The organism is Scytonema sp. HK-05, from assembly GCF_963872035.1.
In the GTDB taxonomy this organism is placed as follows: domain Bacteria; phylum Cyanobacteriota; class Cyanobacteriia; order Cyanobacteriales; family Nostocaceae; genus Kalymmatonema.
In genome coordinates this window covers 146635-170000 of the sequence record NZ_CAWMYC010000035.1, presented here as the reverse complement: position 1 = coordinate 170000, position 23366 = coordinate 146635, and the positions used below count along the sequence as shown (strand labels likewise).

At 42.7% G+C, this 23366-nt stretch carries 18 protein-coding genes; 9 read left to right on the top strand and 9 right to left on the bottom strand.

All coding sequences use genetic code 11. From position 1 onward, the window contains the following. Positions 1 to 90 precede the first annotated feature (90 nt). The gene (gene recG / locus AACT52_RS06890; RefSeq protein WP_073629926.1) at positions 91 to 2574 is read left to right on the top strand and encodes an ATP-dependent DNA helicase RecG; all 2484 of its coding nucleotides are present in this window, start codon (positions 91 to 93) and stop codon (positions 2572 to 2574) included. Between the two features lie 25 nt (positions 2575 to 2599). Here the strand turns inward: recG and AACT52_RS06885 are convergent, their stop codons facing one another. The 5 genes from AACT52_RS06885 to AACT52_RS06865 all read right to left on the bottom strand — a co-directional run bounded on the left by AACT52_RS06885 (position 2600) and on the right by AACT52_RS06865 (position 8213). Continuing rightward, on the bottom strand, positions 2600 to 3547 hold the full coding sequence (locus tag AACT52_RS06885; protein ID WP_073629924.1) for a tyrosinase family protein: 948 nt from the start codon (positions 3545 to 3547) through the stop codon (positions 2600 to 2602). A gap of 64 nt (positions 3548 to 3611) precedes the next feature. Further along, entirely contained in the window at positions 3612 to 4010 is a 399-nt protein-coding gene (locus tag AACT52_RS06880; RefSeq protein WP_073629922.1) for a hypothetical protein, read from the bottom strand. Between the two features lie 1499 nt (positions 4011 to 5509). Beyond that, positions 5510 to 6559: a hypothetical protein gene (locus AACT52_RS06875; protein ID WP_073629919.1), complete on the bottom strand. Its 1050-nt coding sequence runs from the start codon at positions 6557 to 6559 to the stop codon at positions 5510 to 5512. Positions 6560 to 6571: 12 nt separating this feature from the next. Next, positions 6572 to 6721: a hypothetical protein gene (locus AACT52_RS06870; RefSeq protein ID WP_158054576.1), complete on the bottom strand. Its 150-nt coding sequence runs from the start codon at positions 6719 to 6721 to the stop codon at positions 6572 to 6574. A gap of 208 nt (positions 6722 to 6929) precedes the next feature. Beyond that, the gene (locus AACT52_RS06865; protein WP_073629917.1) at positions 6930 to 8213 is read right to left on the bottom strand and encodes a hypothetical protein; all 1284 of its coding nucleotides are present in this window, start codon (positions 8211 to 8213) and stop codon (positions 6930 to 6932) included. 591 nt (positions 8214 to 8804) lie between these two features. Here AACT52_RS06865 and ppsA point away from each other — a divergent pair. Together ppsA and AACT52_RS06855 are read left to right on the top strand one after the other, a co-directional pair. After that, on the top strand, positions 8805 to 11309 hold the full coding sequence (gene ppsA / locus AACT52_RS06860; RefSeq protein WP_073629915.1) for a phosphoenolpyruvate synthase: 2505 nt from the start codon (positions 8805 to 8807) through the stop codon (positions 11307 to 11309). 208 nt (positions 11310 to 11517) lie between these two features. Continuing rightward, complete coding sequence (locus AACT52_RS06855; protein ID WP_073629913.1) at positions 11518 to 13143, top strand: dolichyl-phosphate-mannose--protein mannosyltransferase; 1626 nt, start codon at positions 11518 to 11520, stop codon at positions 13141 to 13143. A gap of 144 nt (positions 13144 to 13287) precedes the next feature. Here the strand turns inward: AACT52_RS06855 and AACT52_RS06850 are convergent, their stop codons facing one another. Then, complete coding sequence (locus AACT52_RS06850; protein ID WP_083630202.1) at positions 13288 to 13836, bottom strand: RidA family protein; 549 nt, start codon at positions 13834 to 13836, stop codon at positions 13288 to 13290. Between the two features lie 590 nt (positions 13837 to 14426). Here AACT52_RS06850 and AACT52_RS06845 point away from each other — a divergent pair. The 3 genes from AACT52_RS06845 (at position 14427) to AACT52_RS06835 (ending at position 18423) form a co-directional block, all read left to right on the top strand. Then, a complete protein-coding gene (locus AACT52_RS06845; protein WP_073629911.1) occupies positions 14427 to 16733 on the top strand; it encodes a sensor histidine kinase in 2307 nt (768 codons plus the stop codon). Then, complete coding sequence (locus AACT52_RS06840; protein WP_073629909.1) at positions 16678 to 17124, top strand: response regulator; 447 nt, start codon at positions 16678 to 16680, stop codon at positions 17122 to 17124. The genes AACT52_RS06845 and AACT52_RS06840 overlap by 56 nt, the downstream gene beginning before the upstream one ends. 129 nt (positions 17125 to 17253) lie before the next feature. After that, a complete protein-coding gene (locus tag AACT52_RS06835) occupies positions 17254 to 18423 on the top strand; it encodes a hybrid sensor histidine kinase/response regulator (RefSeq protein ID WP_073629908.1) in 1170 nt (389 codons plus the stop codon). A gap of 19 nt (positions 18424 to 18442) precedes the next feature. Here AACT52_RS06835 and trmB read toward each other — a convergent pair whose 3' ends face one another. Then, complete coding sequence (gene trmB / locus AACT52_RS06830; protein WP_073629906.1) at positions 18443 to 19078, bottom strand: tRNA (guanosine(46)-N7)-methyltransferase TrmB; 636 nt, start codon at positions 19076 to 19078, stop codon at positions 18443 to 18445. A gap of 384 nt (positions 19079 to 19462) precedes the next feature. On the opposite strand from trmB, the gene AACT52_RS06825 reads away from it, so the two are divergent. Further along, complete coding sequence (locus tag AACT52_RS06825) at positions 19463 to 20563, top strand: metallophosphoesterase family protein (RefSeq protein WP_073629904.1); 1101 nt, start codon at positions 19463 to 19465, stop codon at positions 20561 to 20563. A gap of 45 nt (positions 20564 to 20608) precedes the next feature. On the opposite strand, the gene AACT52_RS06820 is transcribed toward AACT52_RS06825, so the two are convergent. Next, complete coding sequence (locus AACT52_RS06820) at positions 20609 to 21823, bottom strand: FIST signal transduction protein (protein ID WP_073629902.1); 1215 nt, start codon at positions 21821 to 21823, stop codon at positions 20609 to 20611. A 391-nt stretch (positions 21824 to 22214) separates the two neighbouring features. Between AACT52_RS06820 and AACT52_RS06815 the strand changes: the two genes are divergently transcribed. Then, complete coding sequence (locus tag AACT52_RS06815) at positions 22215 to 22436, top strand: Calvin cycle protein CP12 (RefSeq protein WP_073629900.1); 222 nt, start codon at positions 22215 to 22217, stop codon at positions 22434 to 22436. A 54-nt stretch (positions 22437 to 22490) separates the two neighbouring features. On the opposite strand, the gene AACT52_RS06810 is transcribed toward AACT52_RS06815, so the two are convergent. Then, entirely contained in the window at positions 22491 to 22613 is a 123-nt protein-coding gene (locus AACT52_RS06810; RefSeq protein WP_272937080.1) for a hypothetical protein, read from the bottom strand. 130 nt (positions 22614 to 22743) lie between these two features. Here AACT52_RS06810 and AACT52_RS06805 point away from each other — a divergent pair, with 130 nt between their 5' ends. Next, positions 22744 to 23340 (top strand): DUF3177 family protein, encoded by a 597-nt coding sequence (locus tag AACT52_RS06805; protein WP_073629898.1) that lies wholly within the window; start codon positions 22744 to 22746, stop codon positions 23338 to 23340. Positions 23341 to 23366 lie beyond the last annotated feature (26 nt).

Sequence of the window (23366 nt, the reverse complement as noted above, 5' to 3'; positions counted from 1 at the left end):
TGACTAATGACTAATGACTAATGACTAATGACTAATGACTAATGACTAATGACTAATGACTAATGACTAATGACTAATGACTAATGACTAATGACTACTGACACACCAGATTGGATACGATTGCAGAAAGCCTTGGCAATAGAAGCAGAACAAGGCTTTACTGATTTGCTGGGTAAACAATACCGCTTCAGTGAGTTTCTTACCCTGACTTTTGGCAAATTCCCCACAGGGTTGCCCAGCATTGAACGTCGCCGGTGGCAAGAACTAGCGGCTGAATTTGCTAATTATCCAAATCTGACAGTGGAAGATAGACAACACTTAGTAGCAGAGAGTCGTAGGTATCTGTACCAACTACAGCAAGCGACTGAAGGGGAAGCAGAGGGAGATGAGGGAGATAAGGGAGCAAAATCTTCCTACTCATTCTCACTTCCAAAATCTCCAATTGTCGCTGAGGTGAGCCGCAGACTTGCGCCTAACCTAGACCAAAAGCTGAGTGATTTACCAGAAATAGGCGTTAGAAAAGCTGCAAATTTAGCACGTCTTGGTTTATACAGCGTGCGTGACTTACTTTTCTACTATCCCCGTGACCATATTGACTATGCGCGTCAAGTAAATATTCAGGAGTTGGTGGCAGGGGAGACGGTGACGATAGTGGCAACAGTGAAGCGCTGTAACTGCTTTACTAGTCCCAAAAATAAGAAATTAACGATTTTAGAAGTGGTGCTACGTGATAAAACGGGTCAGATCAAAATCAGCCGTTTTTTCGCTGGTACGCGCTTTAGCAGTCGTGGTTGGCAGGAAAGTTTAAAGCGTCGCTATCCAGAAGGTAGTATTGTGGCGGCGTGCGGATTGGTGAAAGAAAGTAAATACGGCTTGACGTTGGAAGACCCAGAAGTAGAAGTTTTGGCACATCCAGGAGATACACTTGAGTCGTTGACTATCGGTAGAGTGGTGCCTATTTATGCCCTGACAGAGGGAGTGGGCGCGGATCTGGTGCGACAGGCGGTAATTGCTGCTTTGCCTTCTACTGTGCATCTCAAAGACCCATTACCGAGTGGTTTGCGGGATAAGTATAACTTGATGGAATTGAAGGAAGCAATTAATAATATTCACTTCCCCTCAGATAGCGATCGCCTGCAAGCTGCCCGTCGCCGCCTTGTCTTCGATGAATTTTTCTACTTGCAACTTGGATTACTCCAACGTCAGCATTATGCGCGGCAAAATCAAACCAGTGCCATTCTTGCCCCAAAAGGTGAGCTAGTAAAAAAATTCTACGAGATACTGCCGTTTCAACTCACAAACGCTCAAGCTAGAGTCCTTAACGAAATTCTCAACGACTTGCAAAAATCTGTACCGATGAACCGTCTTGTGCAAGGTGATGTCGGTTCTGGTAAAACTGTTGTTGCCGTGATTGCTATTCTTGCTGCTCTTCAGTCTGGGTATCAAGCAGCACTAATGGCTCCTACAGAAGTCTTGGCAGAACAGCATTATCGCAAGTTAGTGAGCTGGTTTAACCTCCTGCATTTACCCGTGGAATTACTGACTGGTTCCACAAAAACGGCAAAAAGACGACAAATTCATGCTCAGTTAGAGACGGGTGAATTGCCACTGTTGGTAGGGACTCATGCCTTAATTCAAGACCCCGTAAACTTTATGCGATTGGGTTTGGTCGTAATTGATGAGCAGCACCGCTTTGGGGTAGAACAACGGGCGCGTTTGCAGCAAAAAGGCGATCAACCCCATGTATTGACTATGACAGCGACTCCCATTCCCCGAACTTTAGCGCTGACAATACACGGGGATTTGGATGTCAGTCAAATAGATGAGTTACCACCAGGACGGCAAAAGATTCAGACAAACGCGCTCATCAGTCAGCAACGCACTCATGCTTACGACCTGATCCGCCGGGAAATTGCCCAAGGACGGCAAGCTTATGTCGTTTTGCCGTTGGTAGAAGAATCAGAAAAACTGGATGTGCGATCGGCAGTAGAAGAGCATAAAAAGTTACAGGAAAGCATCTTTCCAGAGTTTCAGGTGGGACTACTTCACGGTCGCATGAGTTCAGCCGAGAAGGACGAAGCAATTAGCAATTTCCGGGATAACAAAACTCAAATTTTGGTTTCTACCACTGTTGTTGAGGTTGGTGTAGATGTACCGAATGCAACAGTAATGCTCATTGAAAATGCTGAACGATTTGGCTTATCTCAGTTGCACCAACTTCGGGGGCGTGTTGGTCGGGGTGCGGCTCAGTCCTACTGTTTGTTGATGAGTAGTTCCAGAAGCCCTGATGCTCAGCAAAGGCTCAAGGTTTTGGAACAGTCTCAGGACGGCTTTTTCATCTCGGAAATGGATATGCGTTTTCGCGGTCCTGGGCAAGTTTTGGGAACTCGTCAATCAGGTGTGCCGGATTTTACTTTGGCGAGTTTAGTGGAAGATGAGGAAGTGTTAATTTTGGCGCGACAGGCAGCTGAGAAGGTGATAGAGATAGATCCCAGTATAGAGCGTTGGTATTTGATGAAAGAAGAGTTGAAATATCGGTATGAGCGGTTAATGGGTGGAGCAATTTTGACGTGATTGACCATGACCGCTTTATATTTAGCTAAGCATAGGTATAGCCGAGGTTTCTATAATCTAGAACATCTGCGGGTCTAGCCTTTAGCTTGGTAGTTTTCCCATCCCAAGGGTACATTAGGTCGTAGAGATTGTGTCCCTCTGGTCCTGAGCCAGTGGGTAGATATCCTTGGCTTGGGTTCTTTTCTTGCCATATTGCCCAGAGCCGATCTACGTTGCAATGATGCAGAAAGAAAACTGGATCGTTTGGTGAAATAACCACATTTGACATATCGCCCCCGATCCATGAATGAACTTGGTTGTGTAATTCGAAAACAAATGTTCCGTCTGGAGTAATAATAGGTGATCCGTCTGGATTAATTGATCCCCCCGGAGGGAGGAAGCCTTCAAGCCGATTGCGATGGCTGGGACTGCTATCTATGTTCCATGGTTCTTGATCGTAAGGAGTTTCCTCAATCGCAGTCTGCACATTTGTTCGAGTTGGTAGTCTTTTACTGAATTTACCAAACTCGCGTTGTAAGCCTCCCTTAGGATTGCCATCCATATTAACGGTTATCCATTGATCGGTTGCAAATGGACCAGTCTTAACTAAGTTATTATCTTGAGGGTCACCATTACCTCCCATAAAGTCATCATCCCATATCGGTGAATTGAAAGGGTCGTCAGCATCTTGCGTCCAGTCCCAGTAAGGAATTGTGACACCTGGCACCCTTTTTTGTAATTGCCGTTCAAATCTGTAAAGATAATAGCGATGCCAAGGAAGAAACGCCGGACCCACGTGAGCAGCATTACGGAAATGCCTGGGATCGCTTGGGTCCTCGTGTGCCGTTGCTAAAGCATGCCAAAGCACATACTCATCGTAGATACTACGGTTAGTAGTACGACTCATACTAGCTTTGACTGCTTTGACTGCCGAAATGTAGTTTTGTTTTTCAGTGCTACTTAGATACCTGAAATTTTTTCTAATATTCTTCATCTTCCACCTCAATTTTTTGGGCTACGAGTTTCTTCAATTCCTTAAATGCTTACGCCAAGAATTTTCAATCAACATTAGGATCTAGCTTTACCTCACCAATAGGAAACTTTATTCCCTGGTCTATTAACCTTCTCGCTATTTCATGGGGCGAGTTAAACTGACCAAATAAAAGAGGTGTCAGATATTTCTGTGTATTCTTATTTCGGGCAATATTAATTTTGTACTCATCAAGAAATAGCTGCTCAGACGTATCAAATGTAGAATCAGTTGTAGCCGTCCGAGGTATTGGAAGGGTCACTATCCTATATTTCCTACCTTTATATACTTGCTCAGGTGTCTCTTGAGCTTGGGCTTTAGTAGCAAAGAAATTCCCAACGAATGGAGCACTTCCTACAACTGCAGTTCCACCAATCATGAGGCTGATTAGCTTTAAAAGTTGACGGCGAGACAAACCAGAAAACATAAATTCTCCTCTTGAATACAACTCACTAATTTGTTATTAAACTCCTTGAAAATTTCATTATTTCAAGGCAAACAAAGTTTTCAACTGCAAGTACTTAAGCGGAGTCTAGTCAAATTCCTTTAGACACAGCACTTTCACAGTGGATTGTTTAAAACCAATCCAAACTGCTTTTCAGGACTTAATTAAGGTCAAAAGACTAAAAGCTTGACCTTAATTTCTGTGTTGAAATATTTCTGTTAAGGAGCCTTTTGCCCCTTATTGGTTATAGGATTACCAAAGGCATTTTTACGAAACGAGCATGAGCGACTCGATACCAATGACGCCCACCAACTTTAGGTAGCTAAGGACGGGGATATTGTGAGTCTCCCCTGAGAATCTTAAGCTGTTTATTTTTTGTCCTCAAAAACTTTGTCTAGTACTTAAATATACTAGTACTCACTCGTATGAAACTTGTTTGTATTGTTGTAAAAACTTTTAAGTATTCCTAAAAGTCGCTTTTGTTGAAAGAAAAGAGTTCTCAACTTTGTATTATTTTTTGCTATATTTTAACACCCTGTAACATCAGAACAATAAAAAAGATAACATTATTTACTACGTATGTATCGGTTTCAATTAAACTTTATCAAATTTTCAAATATCACACTCTACTTCTATTGACTTGGTGAATTTTTTATCATAAAAAAATATTGTTGCCAGTGCGCTCATGCCTAAAATACGTTCGACAGTTGGTTCTCAATTATTTCTCGGAAACCTAAATACCTACCCTTAAAAGCATTGCCCCTGTAGGTACAGAAGTACAGACGGTGCAGAAAGCACTTGGCGACCGTTGGGGGCGACTGGCACATATAATTCAACAAAAGTCTGATTTTTACTTTGTTCTTTAGTTTGAGCGGCACGCCCTCCTTCCCTTCGGTAATATCGGTGCGGAGCAGTTTGGGGTCAAAGTAGTATGGCCCTTCGACATCTTGAGGTGTCAGCACGCAAGCCTTGGATTTGGGCAAAATATCACTACTCCTAGTGTCAGCCTCCTGCCCTAGCACTTTCGTCGCTTCCGTTCAAGCTAACAGCCCGGTTGTAAATAGCAGCGTATTCACCGCCTGCCGCCTGGTTATTTGGATACGGTTAGAGTTATCGGTCATGAGTGCCACCTGGTAAAATCATCAAAATTATACATTATCGCCAAGTGGAAAATACTTAACAGCTATGTGACCATCAAAAAAAGCCCCCTTTATAAAATAAACATAGGCCCAGAAGAACGCCCTAGAGTCAAGTCAGAATGTTTGCGGCTGCTAGCTACTTTGCAACTTGATCCAGCACGGACAAAAATGATTTCTGGTACAGTTGAACCTGAGTTATAGCAGTCGCCAACTATCGCTTACTCAATTAGAAGATTTAATTGCTTGGTTGAATAAACAACAGGGGTAGAATCAGCGCAGTGTTTTATAATAAACCACCACGCCTCTACCCCTGTTGTGAAAACTGATAAAAGTGAGTTAACTCTAAGTAAAGTCAATGGTATCAACGAAATTTAGCAAATGATCCTTGATTCCCTCGGCTTCTTCTTCAATAGAACCTGGTTTTTCTCCATCAAAAAAGCTGCGCTGGTGGCTGACGACATACAAAAAGTCGCCATAGATAAATGACAGAAGCCCTCGATACGCATTCAATTTAGTAGCAGTACCGTTATTTCCTGTTTTGGAAATTTTTGAACCTTCGGGCATATCAACTAACACAAAGTAAGCCCCCTCCAATGCCTCTTCCAGATATTCGGTATGTTTTATCTGAGCATCTGGCAAATTAGCAACAATTGTTTGAGGCACATACTTGTTAAGGAGAAGTGAACGCAGATATTCTTCCTGTCCCACAGAATCTATTTCCTCTGCTTGTTGAGAGGAGATAGGGGAATAATCGATTCTCAACAAAGTGCCATAGTCATCAGAAAAGTTGACTAACCCTTCTTGAGTTTGAACCCTACCACCTTGCTGAACGTCCACAGGAATGAGAACTGTAAAATTACCCGAGGGTGACTCATATACATTTACCCTTGAGCCTTCCTGAAGTAGTGTCTCATCCTCGTCTTCTGTGAATTCATCTTCTACCTCTTCAAAGGCGGCGATCACCTCGTCTACAATTTCTTTAGCTTCTTCATCATCAATTCTCAAAGCTTCCTGAAGCTTTTTGAGCAAAGCCGTTTTGCCTTTGGGTATACGCACTTCATCTTCGTCTACAAGTACACTCACCCCCGCAGCATAAGCATCCAGCAATAAGTCTTCTGTCAAGGCATTGTTTGCTGCGTTATATAGCGCTCCAAGTCCATCTTCCTCTGCAATGGCTATGACTTTATCAAGTGTTTCTAACAACTCGTCATCTGAGTATTCTTCAAAAACCTCAAGTCCCCAGAGGGTATCGGCTAAAAATTCTGCATCCACTTCTTCTAATGAAGAATCAGCACCAGCGGTGACAACTGCGATCGCCGCTACTGCTTCGTGTGGACTCAGTGATTCTTTTGATGTCTTACCTGAGCTAAAAATCTTGTCGTACTTGCCCATGACTGCTCCCTCCTAAATGGCTTGCTGGTAATAACACAAGTCTAGTGCCAATGGGTAGTTTACCAATCGAGCGAGTCTCCTCGGTTCTATCTTCACACAAAGCCTGTCTCCAGATGTATAGTGACAGGCGATCGCGAACCGAGGAGAGCAACGCTGAAACATGGCTTACATAGAGTATTGGAGGTTGGAAAACTCATAGAGAAAGTGCATATCAAGCGTCAATTAACAGTTATCAGTTATCAGTTATCAGTTATCAGTTTCATCGCTTCCTGGGTTTAAGTCCCCCAGCAAGAGCACCGAAGGCGTTGGTGGCGGTGAGCGCATCCCCCACCATACGCCTGTTCACTGTTCACTGTTCACTGTTCACTGTTCACTGTTTTAACCCTTGCTGCAATTCAATATGTTGCCCCAACTCTTGATTGACACCATGCTTACTTGCAGCATACAGGAACCGCTTGGCAATATCTTCATAAAAATTTGGATCTGTCCAGTATCCCATATGCCCTTCAATTCCCCAACGCGTATCGTATTTCATAAGAACATTATCTACGTTTTCGTAGTAATCTAAGTGACCGCTAATCGGGTCTTGCAAATGATAGTAATTGACCCACTGAACATGATCGAGCTTGCAATCCACGGGACATTTAGTGAAGTATAGATTTTGGCGAGCAACTTGCGGTTTTACACGGAAGGAATTCAGGTGTTCTAAAATTGAGGACCGAATGTACTGTTGCTTCTGTGCTTTTTCTTTACAGAAAAAGGCAATTTTATCTAGTGGTGAACCAAAGGTAACTAGCCCCTTAATCTTATCTAAGAACAAATTTTGACCCTTGTTTTTAGAGAGACTTGCCTCAATACACAGAAGATTTAGGGTGTCGTAAGCAATACAGCTGCCGAGAGAATGCCCAGCCATGATGACTTGGTCGTAATTGGCTTCTTTATCCCTAACAATTGCTTTCAATAATGTTAATGATTCTGTAAGTATCTGCTCTCTAACCCTTTCGTAAGGAGATTTTACATCGGTTGTATTGTATACAGCCACATCACCAATTAAATTAACCAATGGCGGAGTCACTAGTGTTTTACTGAGTGTCCAAGCTGATTGCAGAAAACGACCACTGAGAAATGGACTTAATAAAAATAGAATGAGCCAAAGTAAGAGCCGCAACACCGGGTAGATAATATGGAAGAGACGCAGAAATATTGTCAGCCAACGTAGGCGAAACTTAAAGACGTTGTTGACATCCTGATTTTCCAAAATTTCATTTAATAAAGGTTTATTTTCCTCCGTGTTATAAAAATTGATTGTGCCAGTGAGCGTCTGCTCTGTCCACTGCAAAATCTCCGACATACCGATTTGGTGTGATGTCTGATTTGCCCAGTAATATTCATGAATATCAATTAACCAGTCTTGTTCAGGGTCTTTTGAGGTGAAGCGAACAAAACTCTCTGTCCAAATATAGCCATTTGCTCGTCTTCGCTTAGCAACTAAGTGTTCTGCTAGCACTGGTAAATTCTGCTCTTCAAAATATTTAATAAAGTTTTGGGCAGAATAATCCACAGTTTCAAAAGGATTTTGCTCGCCGATTCCGTGGATGATAAAAAATGCACTACGGCCTTTGAGACATCTAAGATCTATATGTTCCTGAGTCATTGTAGTTACCACTTTTCTGGACATGGCTTTGCTTTCCATAACAGATCTTGACGACCTACCCGCCATTATTTTAGAGAAATTGAGGAGATAGTCTTGTGAATGTTATGAGACAAGGGACTTGTTACTTTTCCTTGAAAAGCAACAAGCACCTAAATAGCTTTTTCCATAACCCGTTTAAACATAACAGGCACCGTGTTGTAAAGGCTAAAGCGATATAGATATTGCTCCAGCAATAACACACAAAATTCCGGAATAGTTGAATCCCAAATAGTAGTTATAGATGCATTATCCTGTTGTAGTCATCCACAGTGTCATCTCTATGATGCTGGTGAATGAAAACAAGTAGGTGTATACCAATTGCAAGCGTGGATTTGACCAAGCCAAGTCTATGTTTTCGCACATTTTGGAGTGGGAAACAGACTATCACAACTAGTGAATCCAAATTTTGGATGATTTGTCAGCCCAAAACCTAAAATTTATTATCCAAAACCTAAAGATACTATAAAAACGTTTTCGATTGGATGTGATATACCTTACATAGGGCAAGCAATATTGGTACAACCAGGGCATCAAATAGGGAGGCAAATACAGATGGTTACGGTAGCAACAAATACTTTATCACAATCATCCTCCAAAGAGCGATCGCTTATCCTTTGGTTTAATGAGGTTGGCATTACCGACATACCCTTAGTTGGTGGCAAGAATGCATCTTTAGGCGAGATGATTCAACAACTCGTGCCCAAAGGGATTAATGTTCCGATTGGATTTGCTACCACGGCTTATGCTTATCGTTATTTCATTCAATCTGCTCTCTTAGAACAAAAGCTGCGCGATCTGTTTTCTGACTTAGATGTAGAAGATGTCAAAAATTTACGAGAACGAGGGAAAAAGGCGCGATCGCTCCTGATGCACACACCATTTCCCAAAGAATTAAGAGAGGCAATTGTTCAAGCATACCAATCTTTATGTGAGCGATACAATTCAGATACCGACGTAGCAGTGCGCTCCAGTGCTACCGCTGAAGACCTCCCTGATGCCAGCTTTGCCGGACAGCAAGAAACTTACCTCAACGTTACTGGTATAGAAAGTGTTTTAGCCGCCTGTCATAAATGCTTTGCTTCCCTATTTACAGACCGTGCTATTTCCTACCGCCACACTAAGGGATTTGACCACTTTAGCATTGCCCTCGCTGTTGGCGTGCAAAAAATGGTGCGCTCCGACTTAGCAACCTCTGGAGTCATGTTCTCCATTGAAACAGAAACAGGCTTCAAGGATGCTGCACTGATCTCAGCAGCATACGGTTTAGGAGAAAACGTTGTCCAGGGGTCCGTCAACCCAGACGAATACTACGTTTTTAAACCAACTTTACAAGCAGGTTTCCGCCCAATCATTGATAAAAGATTGGGTAGCAAAGAATTGAAAATGGTCTATGACGACGGCTCCAAATTCACGAAAAACGTAATAGTTCCTGAAAGTGAAAGAGGCAAATTCGCCCTGAGTGATGACGAGATTTTGCAACTAGCCCGTTGGGCGTGTTTGATTGAAGACCATTATTCCCAAGTCCACGGCACCTACACCCCAATGGACATCGAATGGGCGAAAGACGGGATTACAAATGAATTGTTTGTCGTGCAAGCACGCCCAGAAACAGTGCAGTCTCAAAAAACAGAGAATGTGTTGCGGACTTATCGGCTTATAAGGAGAGATGAGGGAGATAAAGCAGATGAACGAGCAAAACCTTCCTCATCTTCCTTATCCTCCTCATCTCCCCAACCTCTAGTTACGGGACGTGCTATTGGGGAAGCCATTAGCCAAGGTAAAGCGCACCTTATTATAGATGTCCATAAAATTGATCAGTTCCAAGCAGGGGAAGTCTTGGTTACAGATAGAACCGACCCCGACTGGGAACCGATCATGAAAAGAGCAAGCGCGGTGATCACCAACCAAGGTGGACGCACCTGTCATGCGGCAATTATTGCGCGAGAATTGGGTGTACCTGCAATTGTTGGATGCGGAAATGCTACAGAAGTTTTCAAAAATGGTCAAGAAATAACTGTTTCTTGCGCTGAAGGTGAAGAAGGACGGGTTTACGCCGGGTTACTGCCTTTTGAAGTTAAAGAAGTTCCGCTAGAAAATTTACCCCGCACTCGTACCCAAATCTTAATGAATGTGGGCAATCCCCAAGAAGCACTGAGTTTGTCTGCTATTCCCAATGATGGCGTAGGTTTAGCCCGGACAGAATTTATCATCGCCAACCACATCCAAGTCCATCCAATGGCGTTGATTCACTATGACCAGCTAGACAATGAATTTGTTAAAGCTAAAATTGATCAAATTACCGCACTTTACGACGACAAACCCCAATATTTTGTTGATAAATTAGCTCAAGGCATTGGTAGAATTGCTGCTGCGTTTTATCCCAAACCAGTTATCGTCCGGATGTCCGATTTCAAGAGTAATGAGTACGCTAACTTGTTGGGTGGCAGACAGTTTGAACCCGAAGAAGAAAATCCAATGCTAGGCTGGCGAGGGGCGGCGCGTTACTACGATGAAGGTTACAAAGCAGCTTTTGCTTTAGAGTGCAAAGCCCTTAAGAGAGTCAGAGACGAAATGGGATTGACAAATGTCATCGCCATGATTCCCTTCTGTCGCACTCCTGATGAGGGGCGTCTGGTGTTGGCAGAAATGGCAAAAAATGGCTTAAAGCAGGCTGTGAATGACTTCCAGGTTTATGTAATGTGCGAGTTACCCAACAATGTCATCATGGCTGAGGAGTTCGCCCAAGTTTTTGACGGGTTCTCGATTGGTTCCAATGACCTCACTCAGCTGACACTTGGTATAGATCGGGATTCGGCGTTGGTGGCGCGGTTGTTTGATGAACGCAGTGAAGGTGTCAAGCGGATGGTGAAGTTAGCAATAGATGCCGCGAAAAAGTACAATCGTAAAATCGGTATTTGTGGGCAAGCACCCAGCGATTACCCAGAATTTGCCCAGTTCTTAGTTGAACAGGGAATTGATTCTATCAGTTTGAATCCGGATTCTGTTTTAAAGACTATGCTGGAAGTGGCAAAAGTCGAACAGCACATCTTAAGTTAATCACAGGTCAACACCCCTGCCTAAAGGCTTTGTGTTTACCTAGTGCATGGTATCTCTTGTAAAAGTCAATGTGATCAAGATAAAACCACAGATGCACACAGATGCACACAGATGATTTATCTGTGTTAATCTGTGTGCATCTGTGGTTCCAAATATTGGAACACGTTTGTAAGAGGACTATCGACTATTGACTAGTGACTAGTGACCAATGAATAAAAAATGGTTTCGGATTGGCATGGCGGGTGTGTTGTTACTATCACTCGCCTTGCGATTTTGGGGACTAGGGCGATTTAATACCTTTGTCTTTGATGAAGTTTACTACGCTAAATTTGGTAATAACTATCTCACCCATACACCATTTTTTGATGGTCATCCACCACTAGGTAAATACATGATTGGGCTGGGGATTTGGATAAGTAGCCACATTCCCTTTTGGCAAGATGAGGTGAATGGGTTTACAGGTTCAGTCATGTCACCCATTAGTTACCGTTGGATGAATGCCTTTTCTGGTTCATTTATCCCTATAATCGTCGCCGCCATTGCCTATCAAATAAGTTACCGTCGCAGTTTTGCTTTGCTTGCTGGTTTGTTTACGGCTTGTGATGGCATATTTCTCGTAGAATCTCGCTATGCCCTGATCAACCAATATATTATCATTTTTGGGCTACTAGGACAGTGGTTTTTATTATTAGCATTAGCAAAACAAAGACAACAACGTAACTTATGGTTAATACTTTCTGGGATAGCTTTTGGTGCCTCAGCCGCTACTAAGTGGAATGGTTTATGGTTTCTGCTAGGTGTTTATCTGATCTGGATATTAGCTTGGGGAATTCGTTGGTTACAGTCTTTTCGCTTTATTGGTGAAGAAACTCAACCTCAACTCCAACAGCAATTCCTTTCTCATCGTTCCTTTACTAGTGATGGAAAAAAAGGCAGGAAAAAAAGTTTTTCCTTATCTTCCTTAACTCTGTTTACCTCTGGATTGTCTGGGAAGAGAATATATAAAATTTTTCCTTATAAGGTAGGCTTCAGTACTACGAGTAACGGGCAAGCCAATCTAACGCCATTGCAAAAGTTAACTCAACTTAATATTATTCATATTATTATTTATTTAGGTATTATCCCTTCAATAGTTTACAGTTTGATTTGGATTCCACACCTACTATTAGATACAAGGTATGGATTTATAGAAGTACACAGGCAAATTTTGCTGTTTCATGAACGTCTTGGTGGCAATAGTCCCAAAGTGCATCCTTACTGTGCTGCTTGGTATAAATGGCCCTTGATGACTCGACCAATGGCGTATTTTTATCAAACAGCGCAAAGTACTCATGAAGCGCTACCTGTGATGGGACCTCCTTTGCCTTCCGGTACCGGGAAAATCATTTATGATGTCCATGCAATGGGCAATCCCTTTTTGTGGTGGTTTGGCGTTGCGGCGCTTTTATTTTTAACAGGAATGCTGGTGTGGCGATTCGTCATTCCTTGGGTGAGGCAAAGGCGCTTTTTTCTTCCTACGATGCTTTGTGTTGATACTTGGATTGCCTTGTATTTGGTGATAAATTATGCGGCTAATTTACTACCTTGGGTGAAAGTCAACCGTTGCGTTTTTATCTACCACTACATGACGGCTGTGGTGTTTGCCTTTTTAGCGATCGCTTGGCTTGTGGATCAGTGTTTACGCAGTTATCGAATTGGTCTGCGCGCCCTTGGTGTGACCATTACCTTTATGATTGTGATAGCTTTTGTTTTTTGGATGCCTATTTATTTAGGTTTACCCCTTTCACCTTTTGAATATAGACCAATGCGGATGTGGTTCAATTCTTGGATTTAGGATTTTGACTCTAAAATCAGGGTTGTCTAGTTGAGTGCAAACCCCATGCCTAGAAAGCAGGGGCTTCCACCCTTAAATTTTGGTGACACACCCCTGAATGACCAACAGTATGCTTCAAAGCGTGGAAGCGCCAAGCCGGAAAAGTTAACTCAGTGGAATCTCAACAAATGCATCAATTTCAAACAAAAAACCGTTTAATGCAAGCCTGGGAACGGGAATGAGGGTATTTGCTGGTAGCTTCTCCCCGAACAGCGCCTTGAGTTCAGATATCAACAGCGGTATTTGTTCTTCAGTTTGATTGACTATAAGTTCGGTAACCTTTGCCACATGCTCTGGACGTGCGCCGACTGAATCTAAGGCAATGCGGAGATTTACAAAAGACTGCTTCAACTGAGCAGCAAAGTCATCGGAGACAAGGTTGCCGTTATCATCGACACCATTTTGACCGGAAATATAAACTGTTCTTGATTTTGGTGGTGCTACGACTATTTGGCTGAAGCCAAGTGGAGCTCCGTTATATAACCCTGGTGGATTAACATATTCCAGCCCTTTGTTTTGTTTTGCAATAACCTCATTGTCTGAGCCAACTACAAAAGCAGTGGTCATCCCGCTACCCCCAAGCCAAAAGAGTGCGTGACGTCGCGATAGTTTATTCACCAGTGGCTGTATGGCTTTGGTAATATGTCGATTCATGAAATTCTCTCGCTTGATGCACAATGTTGAGATGCAAGGCTCTGATGCCCGATTTTACGCAGATTTTTTGTAACCCTGTCATTGCCAGTATGGTACAGGCAATTCGGTTGGTGTTGACGCGCCAAGGTAGCGCTAATATGGGGTTGCAGGCATTGTAATAGTCTTAGAATCAACAGACATGGGCTAAAATAGTTTCCCTTGTCCTTGTGGTAGCAACAACTCTACTACAAAAGCGCTATTCATTTTTAGCGAAGGTATTGTTAACTTATCTCCCACTTAACAGAGCTACATATATAAAATGTAGATAATTACGTATTTTTAACATTTATTATTACAAATTCCGGTTTGTTGGCTGTTACACTACTGTAGAATGCAAGCAAATTATGGGAAACCGATAAAAAGTTCACAAAATCAGAAAATTAAAGCAGGAAAGCCTCGATTTAGCGTTATTGTGACTATCTCTGACTATCTATTAAGTAAATTTGTAAAGTGTTAAGAAACTGCATTAACTGAGAGTGTAACCCTAGATAAGGTGTTACACCATATTAATACTTAATTTTGAATCATCCTGGAAAAGCAGGAGAACTGTAATGGTGAGCGATTTACAATTGCAAGGCATAAATTTGACTAACTTGAAAGAACCACAAATTCATATTCATAGTCAAATTCAGCCTCATGGGGTACTTTTGGTTCTGAAAGAACCTGAATTAACGATATTACAAGTTACCAGCAACGTATCTTCTGTTTTCGGCATATCTCCCCAAAATCTGTTGGAAAAAAAACTAGAAGATTTGCTTGACTCTTTTCAAATAGAGAGAATCAAAGCAGGACTACTAGAGGAAAATCTCGATTTTATCAATCCAACTAAACTTTGGGTGAGAAAAAAAGGGGATGATTACGTAGTTTGTGATGGAGTTTTCCACCGCAATTCAGAAGGATTTTTGATTCTGGAATTAGAACCTGCAGTTTCTCAGGAAAATATCCCATTTTTAAGTTTTTATCATCTCGCTAGAGCTTCCATCAATCAAGTAGAAGCAACCGCAAATCTCCGGGATTATTGTCAAATCATTGTTCAAGAAGTGAGGAAAGTGACAGGATTTGACAGGGTGATGCTCTATAAGTTTGATGACGATGGGCATGGCTCAGTGATTGCTGAAGAAAAACTAGAAAGTCAAGAACCTTACTTGGGTCTGCACTACCCAGAGTCGGATATACCCAAACCAGCAAGAAAATTATTTATTTCCAATTGGATTAGATTAATACCGGATACTCATGCGAGTCCTGTGGAAATTATTCCAAATAATCATCCGGAAAGTCAACGTCCGGTTGATTTGACCAACTCGATTCTTAGAAGTGTGTTTCCTTGCCATATAGAGTACTTGCACAATATGGGCGTGGGCGCTTCTTTGACGATTTCTTTGATTAAAGAAGGAAAACTTTGGGGACTCATTGCTTGTCACCATCAAACACCGAAGTATGTTTCCTACGAATTGCGCAAAGCATGCGAATTTTTGGGTCGAGTGATATTTTCAGAAATCTCTGCGAGAGAGGAAACTGAAGATTACGACTATCGTATGCAATTGACATATATCCAATCAGCATTGGTTGAATATATGTCTCAAGAAGAAAACTTTATTGATGGGTTAGTTAAACATCAACCAAATCTCCTCGATTTAACTGGCGCTCAAGGTGCAGCTGTCTGCTTTGGTGGTAACTACACCTTGATTGGCGAGACTCCTAAAGAAGAAGACTTAATTTTTTTAGTTCAATGGCTAAAGAATAACGTCAAGGATGAAATCTTCTATACAGATTCTCTGCCGCGCGTATATCCAGATGCTGAAAGGTTTAAGAATGTCGCCAGTGGAATGCTCGCGATTCCCATTTCTAAGCGAAATTATGTTTTGTGGTTTCGCCCAGAGGTGATTCAAACTGTCAATTGGGGAGGTGATCCCAACAAGGCGTTTGAGTTAAGTCAGTCAGAGGGGAATTTACGCTTGCGTCCGCGTAAATCTTTTGAACTGTGGAAAGAAACAGTTCGTCTCACCTCTTTACCGTGGAAACCAGTGGAAGTAAAAGCAGCACTGGAACTGCGCAAAGCAATTGTCAATATTGTGCTGCGTCAGGCAGATGAATTAGCACAGCTTGCACACGACTTGGAACGTTCCAACGCGGAACTGAAAAAGTTTGCTTATGTAGCTTCACACGACTTGCAAGAACCACTTAATCAAGTGGCTAACTACGTGCAGTTGTTGGAGATGCGCTATCAAAACCAACTTGACGAAGATGCGAATGAGTTTATTACCTACGCCGTCGAGGGAGTCAGTTTGATGCAGACGCTGATTGACGACGTGCTGGCGTACTCTAAAGTGGATATGCAGGCAATTGAATTTCAACTGACTGAGGTAGAAACAGCTTTAGAACGCGCCCTAACTAATTTACGCAAACGCATTTCTGAAACTGGGGCTGTGATTACCTATGATGAGTTACCAACTGTGATGGCAGACAGCACTCAACTGATGCAGTTGTTCCAAAACCTGATTGGTAACGCCATCAAATTCCGCAGTGACAAACCACCAGAAATTCATGTGGGAGCGATTCGGACTGAAGATGAGTGGCTATTTTCAGTAAAAGATAACGGTATTGGCTTTGATCCGCAGTTTAGCGATCGCATTTTCGTGATCTTTCAGCGCCTGCACACGCGGGATGAGTACGCGGGTACAGGTATGGGTTTGGCAATCTGCAAGAAAATTGTGGAGTGCCACCGGGGGCGGATTTGGGTAGAGTCACAAGTAGGTGAGGGCGCAACTTTCTACTTTACGTTTCCAGTTGGAGGACGCGATCGTGAGCGCAGAAACGGACGGAAAGCACAAAACAATCTTTTTGGTAGAAGACAATAAAGCCGATATTCGTCTTATCCAAGAAGCATTGAAAAATAGCTCAGTACCACATGAGGTCGTGACAGTCAGAGATGGCATGGATGCTATGGCTTATTTGCGTCAGGAAGGGGAGTATGCCGAAGCACCTCGCCCCGATCTCATCCTGCTGGATTTAAACTTACCCAAGAAGGATGGTAGAGAAGTCCTGGCGGAAATAAAAGCTGATCCCAATCTCAAACGCATTCCCGTAGTCGTGCTGACAACATCACATAATGAGGATGACATTTTCCACAGCTACGACTTGCACGTGAATTGCTACATTACCAAATCTCGTAACCTTAGCCAGCTATTCAAAATAGTCAAAGGAATTGAAGAGTTTTGGCTGGAAACTGCCACTTTGCCATCGGAATGATAGCAGGGGAAGTAGGGGAAGTAGGGGAAGTAAGAGACTAGAGGGAGAAGAGAAATCATCGGCTCATCTTCTTTTCTCAAGGCTCAGCACTTTCATGCATAGAGGAATGGGGGGTGGAAACACAAGACTATGGCTGCAAGTGACTCAGTAAAAATCCTGTTAATTGAGGACAATCTGGCAGAAGCTAGATTGTTACAAGAGTTTCTGAAGCAAGCCAAGTCCCATGAATTTAGTTTGGTTCATGTGAAGCGATTGAGGGAAGCCCTCCAAGAACTACGTAGGGGAATCTACGATGTTATCTTGCTGGATCTGACGCTACCAGATAGTCAAGGATTAGCGTCCCTCGCGCCTTTGATAAGTCAAGCGCCAAGCTTGCCAATTGTCGTACTTACTAATACTAATGATGATGAACTTGCCTTAGAAGCAGTGCGGCGGGGAGCGCAAGATTATCTTGTGAAACGACAGGTGAATTCAGATTTACTCATTCGCTCCCTAAGCTATGCAATTGAGCGCAAACAAGTTTTAGAAACATTACGCGCAGTCAATGAAAAGTTAGAAATTCGGGTTCAAGAACGAACAGCTGAACTGGTCAAAGTCCAAGAAATCAGCCAGTTTAAATCGGAATTTGTCTCAATGATATCTCACGACATTCGTAGTCCTCTCAATACAATCCAACTGATTGCTGGATTGCTACAAAACAGTGGCGACAAATTGCCTAAAGAAAAAAAAGTTTCACATTTCCAGCTTATTCGTTCAGCAATTAAAAATATGGCTCAACTATTGGATGAAGTTTCATTTATAGGTAGAGCCGATTCCGGTAAACTTTATTGTGAATTTCATCCGCTGGATTTAGAAAACTTTTGTCGCCAACTTGTTGAAGAAGCTCAACTAAGTACGCAGTCAAAGTGCTTAACTCTGATTTTTACTAGTGTTGGCGAATTGGGTGAGACGTTGTGGGATGAAAGCTTGTTACGTCATATTTTGAACAATTTGCTCAGCAATGCAATTAAATACTCACCATTAGGTGGTACAGTGCGGTTTCAACTCATTGAGCAGCAAAAAACAGTCGTTTTCCAGATACAAGACGAGGGAATTGGTATTCCTAAAGAAGACCAACAGCGACTGTTTCAGCCTTTCCATCGTGCTTCAAATGTGGGTAAAATTCCTGGTACTGGCTTAGGGCTGGCAATTGTCAAAAAGTGTGTAGACACATTGAACGGAGAGATTTCAGTTCATAGTGAAGTGGAAGTGGGTACGACATTTGCTGTTACGCTTCCTAAGAAAAATTATGAATTATGAATGATAAAATTTTCAGAAATTATAATTTCTCAAACACCGCACGATAAACAGGTTCACCCTTGTTCATAGTCCCTATCTCCCGTTCTGTAGGCACTGGTAACGGGTTTTCTGCTAACCATTCTCCTGCACCACGTCTTTGGAAACCAGGATGTTCAGCAAAGCGATCGCGCATTTCCACCGCCACAAACTCAATATCCGATTGCAAAAATACAATACCTCCAGGTATGAGAGATTCTGCTAGTTCTACAACTAATTCTGGTTGGACAATTCGCCGTTTCGCGTGACGGTTTTTAAACCAGGGATCAGGAAATTGAATTGTGACGCGTTGTAAAGTTCCTTTGGGTAGAGAAGATAAAAGCGATCGCAACGAGTTATTTACATTGCAAAACAAATAATGGAGATTTGTCAGTCCTAACTCATCGCGCCACTTGTTCGCTTCTATCACTAACGGTTCGCGAATTTCCAAACCCAGAAAATTCCAGTTAGGTTCTGTTTTTGCCATACTCAATAAAAACCTTCCCCTAGCGCAGCCAATATCTAGGTGTAGCGGTTGGTTTGGCTTGGCGTAGATTTTTTCCCATTCTATGGGACTCAGGGGTGTTTGATACTTTTGCGAAAGTGGGTTAACGTGTTGACGGACTCGGACAACTGCCAAAATAAAATCTCCTAATTACAAAATCTTACATCTGTCAATAAAAGACACATGATGAGCGTCCTACTGAGTAGCCCCTTAGACAGAGCCAGAAAGTGGAGGCAACACTTCACTAGAATGTCCCAATTACCATGACAGACAAATTACCTCCTATTTATTTTTACATTCCACAAAAACACTTTTTAAGGGGGTTGGGGGATCTAAAACGAGAGGAAATTGAGTGTTTGAGCGTGATTGTTGAGACGTATGAGCAAAGCGAGCGTGCCTTTACGTGCTATGTGTATAAATGTTAAGCAGGATCGCTGCTACGCAGTGTGACGAGGCAAGGTTATACTCTTTATAAAAAGAGTTTTTTTACACCCTGCTTTTAAAATTGTTATTACGTCAATGACTTCAAATTTTCGCTTTGCTGTGGTCAGCGACTTGCATCTTGCGCTTCCCCATACAATCTGGGATCATCCCAGCCGTTTTCATTTGGTGGAAGTCAGTATTCCTGCATTTGAAAGTGTACTAAAACATTTAACACAACTTAATATAGATTTTCTTTTGCTGCCAGGAGATTTAACTCAGCACGGTGAACCAGATAACCATACTTGGTTACAAGAACGCTTAGCACAGCTTCCTTTTCCTGCCTATGTTGTTCCTGGTAATCATGATGTTCCTGTTGTGATGGCAAATGAGCAATCAATTGCTGTCTGCGATTTTCCTCATTACTACCGTAAGTTCGGCTACAGCAATACGGATCAACTTTACTATACTTGTCAGTTACTGCCGGGTGTTAGGCTCATCGCTCTGAATTCTAACTCTTTTAATGACCAAGGACAGCAGATAGGACGTTTGGATACCCAACAGCTACGCTGGTTAGAAGAGGTTCTGGCAGGGGCTGGTGATGAATTGGTGTTAGTCATGGTGCATCACAATGTTGTGGAACACCTGCCCAATCAGTCACGCCACCCAATGGCAAATCGTTATATGTTACAAAATGCACCAGAACTATTGCAGGTGCTAAAGCGCTACGGCGTTAGGTTGGTGTTCACGGGACACTTGCACGTTCAAGATGTTGCGTATTGCGAGGGCGTATACGATATAACAACAGGTTCTTTGGTAAGTTATCCTCATCCTTACCGAATTTTGGAGTTTCACCAGGATAATCACGCAAGGCAATGGTTGCAAGTTTTATCTTATCGCGTCAAATCAGTACCTGATTTTCCCAATTTGCAACATACATCAAGGAAGTGGATGGGCGATCGCAGTTTTCCCTTCCTGGTTAAGTTGCTCACTCTACCTCCCTTAAACCTGCCAATGTCGCAAGCAAATGAACTGGCTCCGAGTTTACGCGAGTTTTGGGCAAATATGGCTGATGGAGATGCTGTGTTTGATTATCCTCATTTTCCACCAGAAGTGCGTCGCTACTTTGAGAAGTATGGCGCGATCGCCCCTAGCGGAACTCCATCCCTCATCGATAACAATACTACGTTGTTGCTTTAGGAAAGATAACGGAGATAACGGAGAAATTTAGCTGCCTCATCCCCCTCATTTCCCTACCGCACGGCAAATTCCAAATACGGAGGTGTAATTGTGTAGCAAAGTAGTGCCACCTACAGGACCGATTTCACCGCCACAAAAGAAACCTGCTAAGGGGATATTTTTGAGGTAACGCCTAAAGAGCTGAGAATCAAAATTGGGTTTTCCGTAGAGTCCTTCACCTCGCCCCACACAGGAAAACATGAGCGCACCGACAGCAGACGGTTTTGGGGCTTGTTGTTTTTGATAACTCTCCAGAAGGAATTCCAAGTCTTCAGCAGAAGCTTGAGCATCGCGCAAGTGGAATTGCAAACGCTGTCCTGGTCGAACGTAATCTGCAATGGCAATTGCCCCAGCTGAAGGGTCTACCCCAAGAATGCTACGAATTAAAAAGTCTCCCTGGAGCAAATCTTGCTTGAATTCATCCATTGCCAACCCAACAAACAGCGAGTGTTGTGCCAGTATCCGGTCTTCTTCGCCCAGATGAGAAATCAAATCTCGCAAGACAACCAGGGGTACTTGCTCATCTAACTCTAGGATGATGTTGCGATCGCCTTTTGTCACTTGGTATGTCTTCCCAATCGGTCGGCATCCTTGTGCCACAATGGTTTCCAAGACAATATTGCCACTCAAAGCTATGCCAAGTGTTCCCTCTCTATACACTTGGTCATTGTGAAATAGAGCGATACGACCTCCCATTCCGCCGCCGCTTGCCTGTCCTCCCACTGTTACCGACCCAGGATAAGCAAAATCTATTCCTTGTAATAAATCGTTAATTCCAGAGGAAAATGCCCCGGACAGCAAGATGAACTGAGGCGCTGGCGATGGTGGCACACCTATCAAATCAATCCAATTATCCGGCGAACTGTCTAAGTCGGGTATTTCTTCAGGAACAACATGAAAAGCTTTAATATTCACTTCTGGAAGGTGCGCCAAAGTCAAACTGAGGGCAGGTTCTGCTTCCAACTCTTGGGTTTGTCCCCATTCAGTTGTGCCAATGACACCACCACCACTACAGCCAATTAGCACAGGCACTGAAAGTCGCTCAGCAAGCAGGGGCAACAGCCGGGAGTACTCACTTGTAAAGGCAGACGAAATGAATACCAGCCCTAAATCAGCAGGTGCTGTTAACGACGAGACAGCCTGTTGTACTACATCTGCAACAGCCGCTTCCAAAGAAGGACGGGTTGACAAGGCGTTTGCCCACTGCATTTGGTCTGCCATGAGTTTTACACTCTTTCTCTTTTTAGGCTAATCGTTTTCTAATTTCTATCCTGTGGAATCCTATTTGCATCCTACACCACTTGACGCAATCCCTTTGTACCCCCACTTAATAACCTTTCCATCTTAGGAAAATACGCCTTTCATCTCCTGCTACTTGCATCTACAAATATTGTATAATTTATCTTCCACACTATATTCTCTAAAATCTTAAAAGATCAGCACAAATAGAGTCTTAGTGGTACGGTTCACTGTATTAGTGATGAAGTGTATCCCCACCTACTGGTGAAACTAATTATAAGCAAACAACAGTAAAATGGGGAATGATGGTGCAAAAAACTGTCATTTTGAATTTTTTCTATACTTGTATTGAAAACACAACAAGACTAGCGAAATGAGCAACATTCAAGACAAAATCCAAGAAGAAGTTGAACAAGCTCGTGCTGCGTGTGATACTTCAGGTAGCAACTCCCCTGAATGTGCTGCGGCTTGGGATGCAGTAGAAGAACTGCAAGCCGAAGCCTCCCACCGAAAGCAATCTAAGCCCAAGACCTCTCTTGAGCAGTACTGTGATGCCAACCCAGAAGCAGATGAGTGCAGGGTTTACGAAGACTAAAAATTGGCTCGACCAATTTTATTGCTCGCTGGTTTGCAAGCAACCAAAATGTATTTACTGAGTAGCTTGCACTTTACCGACGTTTTTGTCTAAAATCTCACTCCAACCTTTTCCATCCTGTGTAAAAGACGGGAAATCCAGGTAGCGAGTGAGATTTTCTTGTGAACCTGCGTTCATATCAAGAACTGTTTCTTTCTCCAGAATCATATGAAATAGGGAGATGAGAAGATAGTCTGAAAGTCAATGCAATAGTCATACACCTATTGACTATTACACTAAAGTTTTTGATTTATCATCAAAAAAAAATATGAATAATGAAGTCTGGTTTCGTCCCCTTGTCTGGATGGACTACCGATTAGCAGTATTATTTACGGTGATTATTCCCATAATTCTCCTAATTTGGGCATTTGTAGAAAAAGCCGAAACGATACAACGGTTGCTGATGATTTACTGGCGAGTATCGAGTTTGCTGGCAATCACCCTTTATTTGACCATAGGAGGGTTTGGAGTTAGTTTTATCTCTGGACTGATGGCTCGTATCCTGATACCCATTTCGCTGTGGTTCTGGGTAGATCTCAACGATGAAATTGAGTATCAGCCAAGTGGACCTCTAAAGTTGCTTTTCACCTCGTGGCGCTGGGCGACAAGCGTCTATTGTATTTTGGGCGCACTTGCCTTTATACCTTTTTTGGTTTGTGCTTTTTCCGGAAGTGCGATCGCCACTCCCTATTGTCACGTTTGGTTCGAGGCACCGTTACTTTTTAAAGATTATTTCCACGCCAACAGCAAACCCGGATTTCTCGGCTTTCTGGGCATCGTTGGTTTAATCATTTATGTACTTTACTTAACCTACTTCGTCCTCGTCAAACTAGGCAAGCAAGGACGCTCAGCGACACCGCAATAGCCAAAAAGCCATTAGCAACAACAGTT

Coding starts and splice junctions, on each gene's coding strand:
- AACT52_RS06885 (WP_073629924.1), bottom strand. CDS start 3,547: ATGAAGAATATTAGAAAAAATTTCAGGTATCTAAGTAGCACTGAAAAA.
- ppsA (WP_073629915.1), top strand. CDS start 8,805: ATGGTTACGGTAGCAACAAATACTTTATCACAATCATCCTCCAAAGAG.
- AACT52_RS06865 (WP_073629917.1), bottom strand. CDS start 8,213: ATGACTCAGGAACATATAGATCTTAGATGTCTCAAAGGCCGTAGTGCA.
- AACT52_RS06870 (WP_158054576.1), bottom strand. CDS start 6,721: ATGTTTCAGCGTTGCTCTCCTCGGTTCGCGATCGCCTGTCACTATACA.
- recG (WP_073629926.1), top strand. CDS start 91: ATGACTACTGACACACCAGATTGGATACGATTGCAGAAAGCCTTGGCA.
- AACT52_RS06820 (WP_073629902.1), bottom strand. CDS start 21,823: ATGGCAGACCAAATGCAGTGGGCAAACGCCTTGTCAACCCGTCCTTCT.
- AACT52_RS06875 (WP_073629919.1), bottom strand. CDS start 6,559: ATGGGCAAGTACGACAAGATTTTTAGCTCAGGTAAGACATCAAAAGAA.
- AACT52_RS06850 (WP_083630202.1), bottom strand. CDS start 13,836: ATGAATCGACATATTACCAAAGCCATACAGCCACTGGTGAATAAACTA.
- AACT52_RS06810 (WP_272937080.1), bottom strand. CDS start 22,613: ATGAACGCAGGTTCACAAGAAAATCTCACTCGCTACCTGGATTTCCCG.
- AACT52_RS06825 (WP_073629904.1), top strand. CDS start 19,463: ATGACTTCAAATTTTCGCTTTGCTGTGGTCAGCGACTTGCATCTTGCG.
- AACT52_RS06845 (WP_073629911.1), top strand. CDS start 14,427: ATGGTGAGCGATTTACAATTGCAAGGCATAAATTTGACTAACTTGAAA.
- AACT52_RS06805 (WP_073629898.1), top strand. CDS start 22,744: ATGAATAATGAAGTCTGGTTTCGTCCCCTTGTCTGGATGGACTACCGA.
- AACT52_RS06855 (WP_073629913.1), top strand. CDS start 11,518: ATGAATAAAAAATGGTTTCGGATTGGCATGGCGGGTGTGTTGTTACTA.
- AACT52_RS06815 (WP_073629900.1), top strand. CDS start 22,215: ATGAGCAACATTCAAGACAAAATCCAAGAAGAAGTTGAACAAGCTCGT.
- AACT52_RS06880 (WP_073629922.1), bottom strand. CDS start 4,010: ATGTTTTCTGGTTTGTCTCGCCGTCAACTTTTAAAGCTAATCAGCCTC.
- AACT52_RS06835 (WP_073629908.1), top strand. CDS start 17,254: ATGGCTGCAAGTGACTCAGTAAAAATCCTGTTAATTGAGGACAATCTG.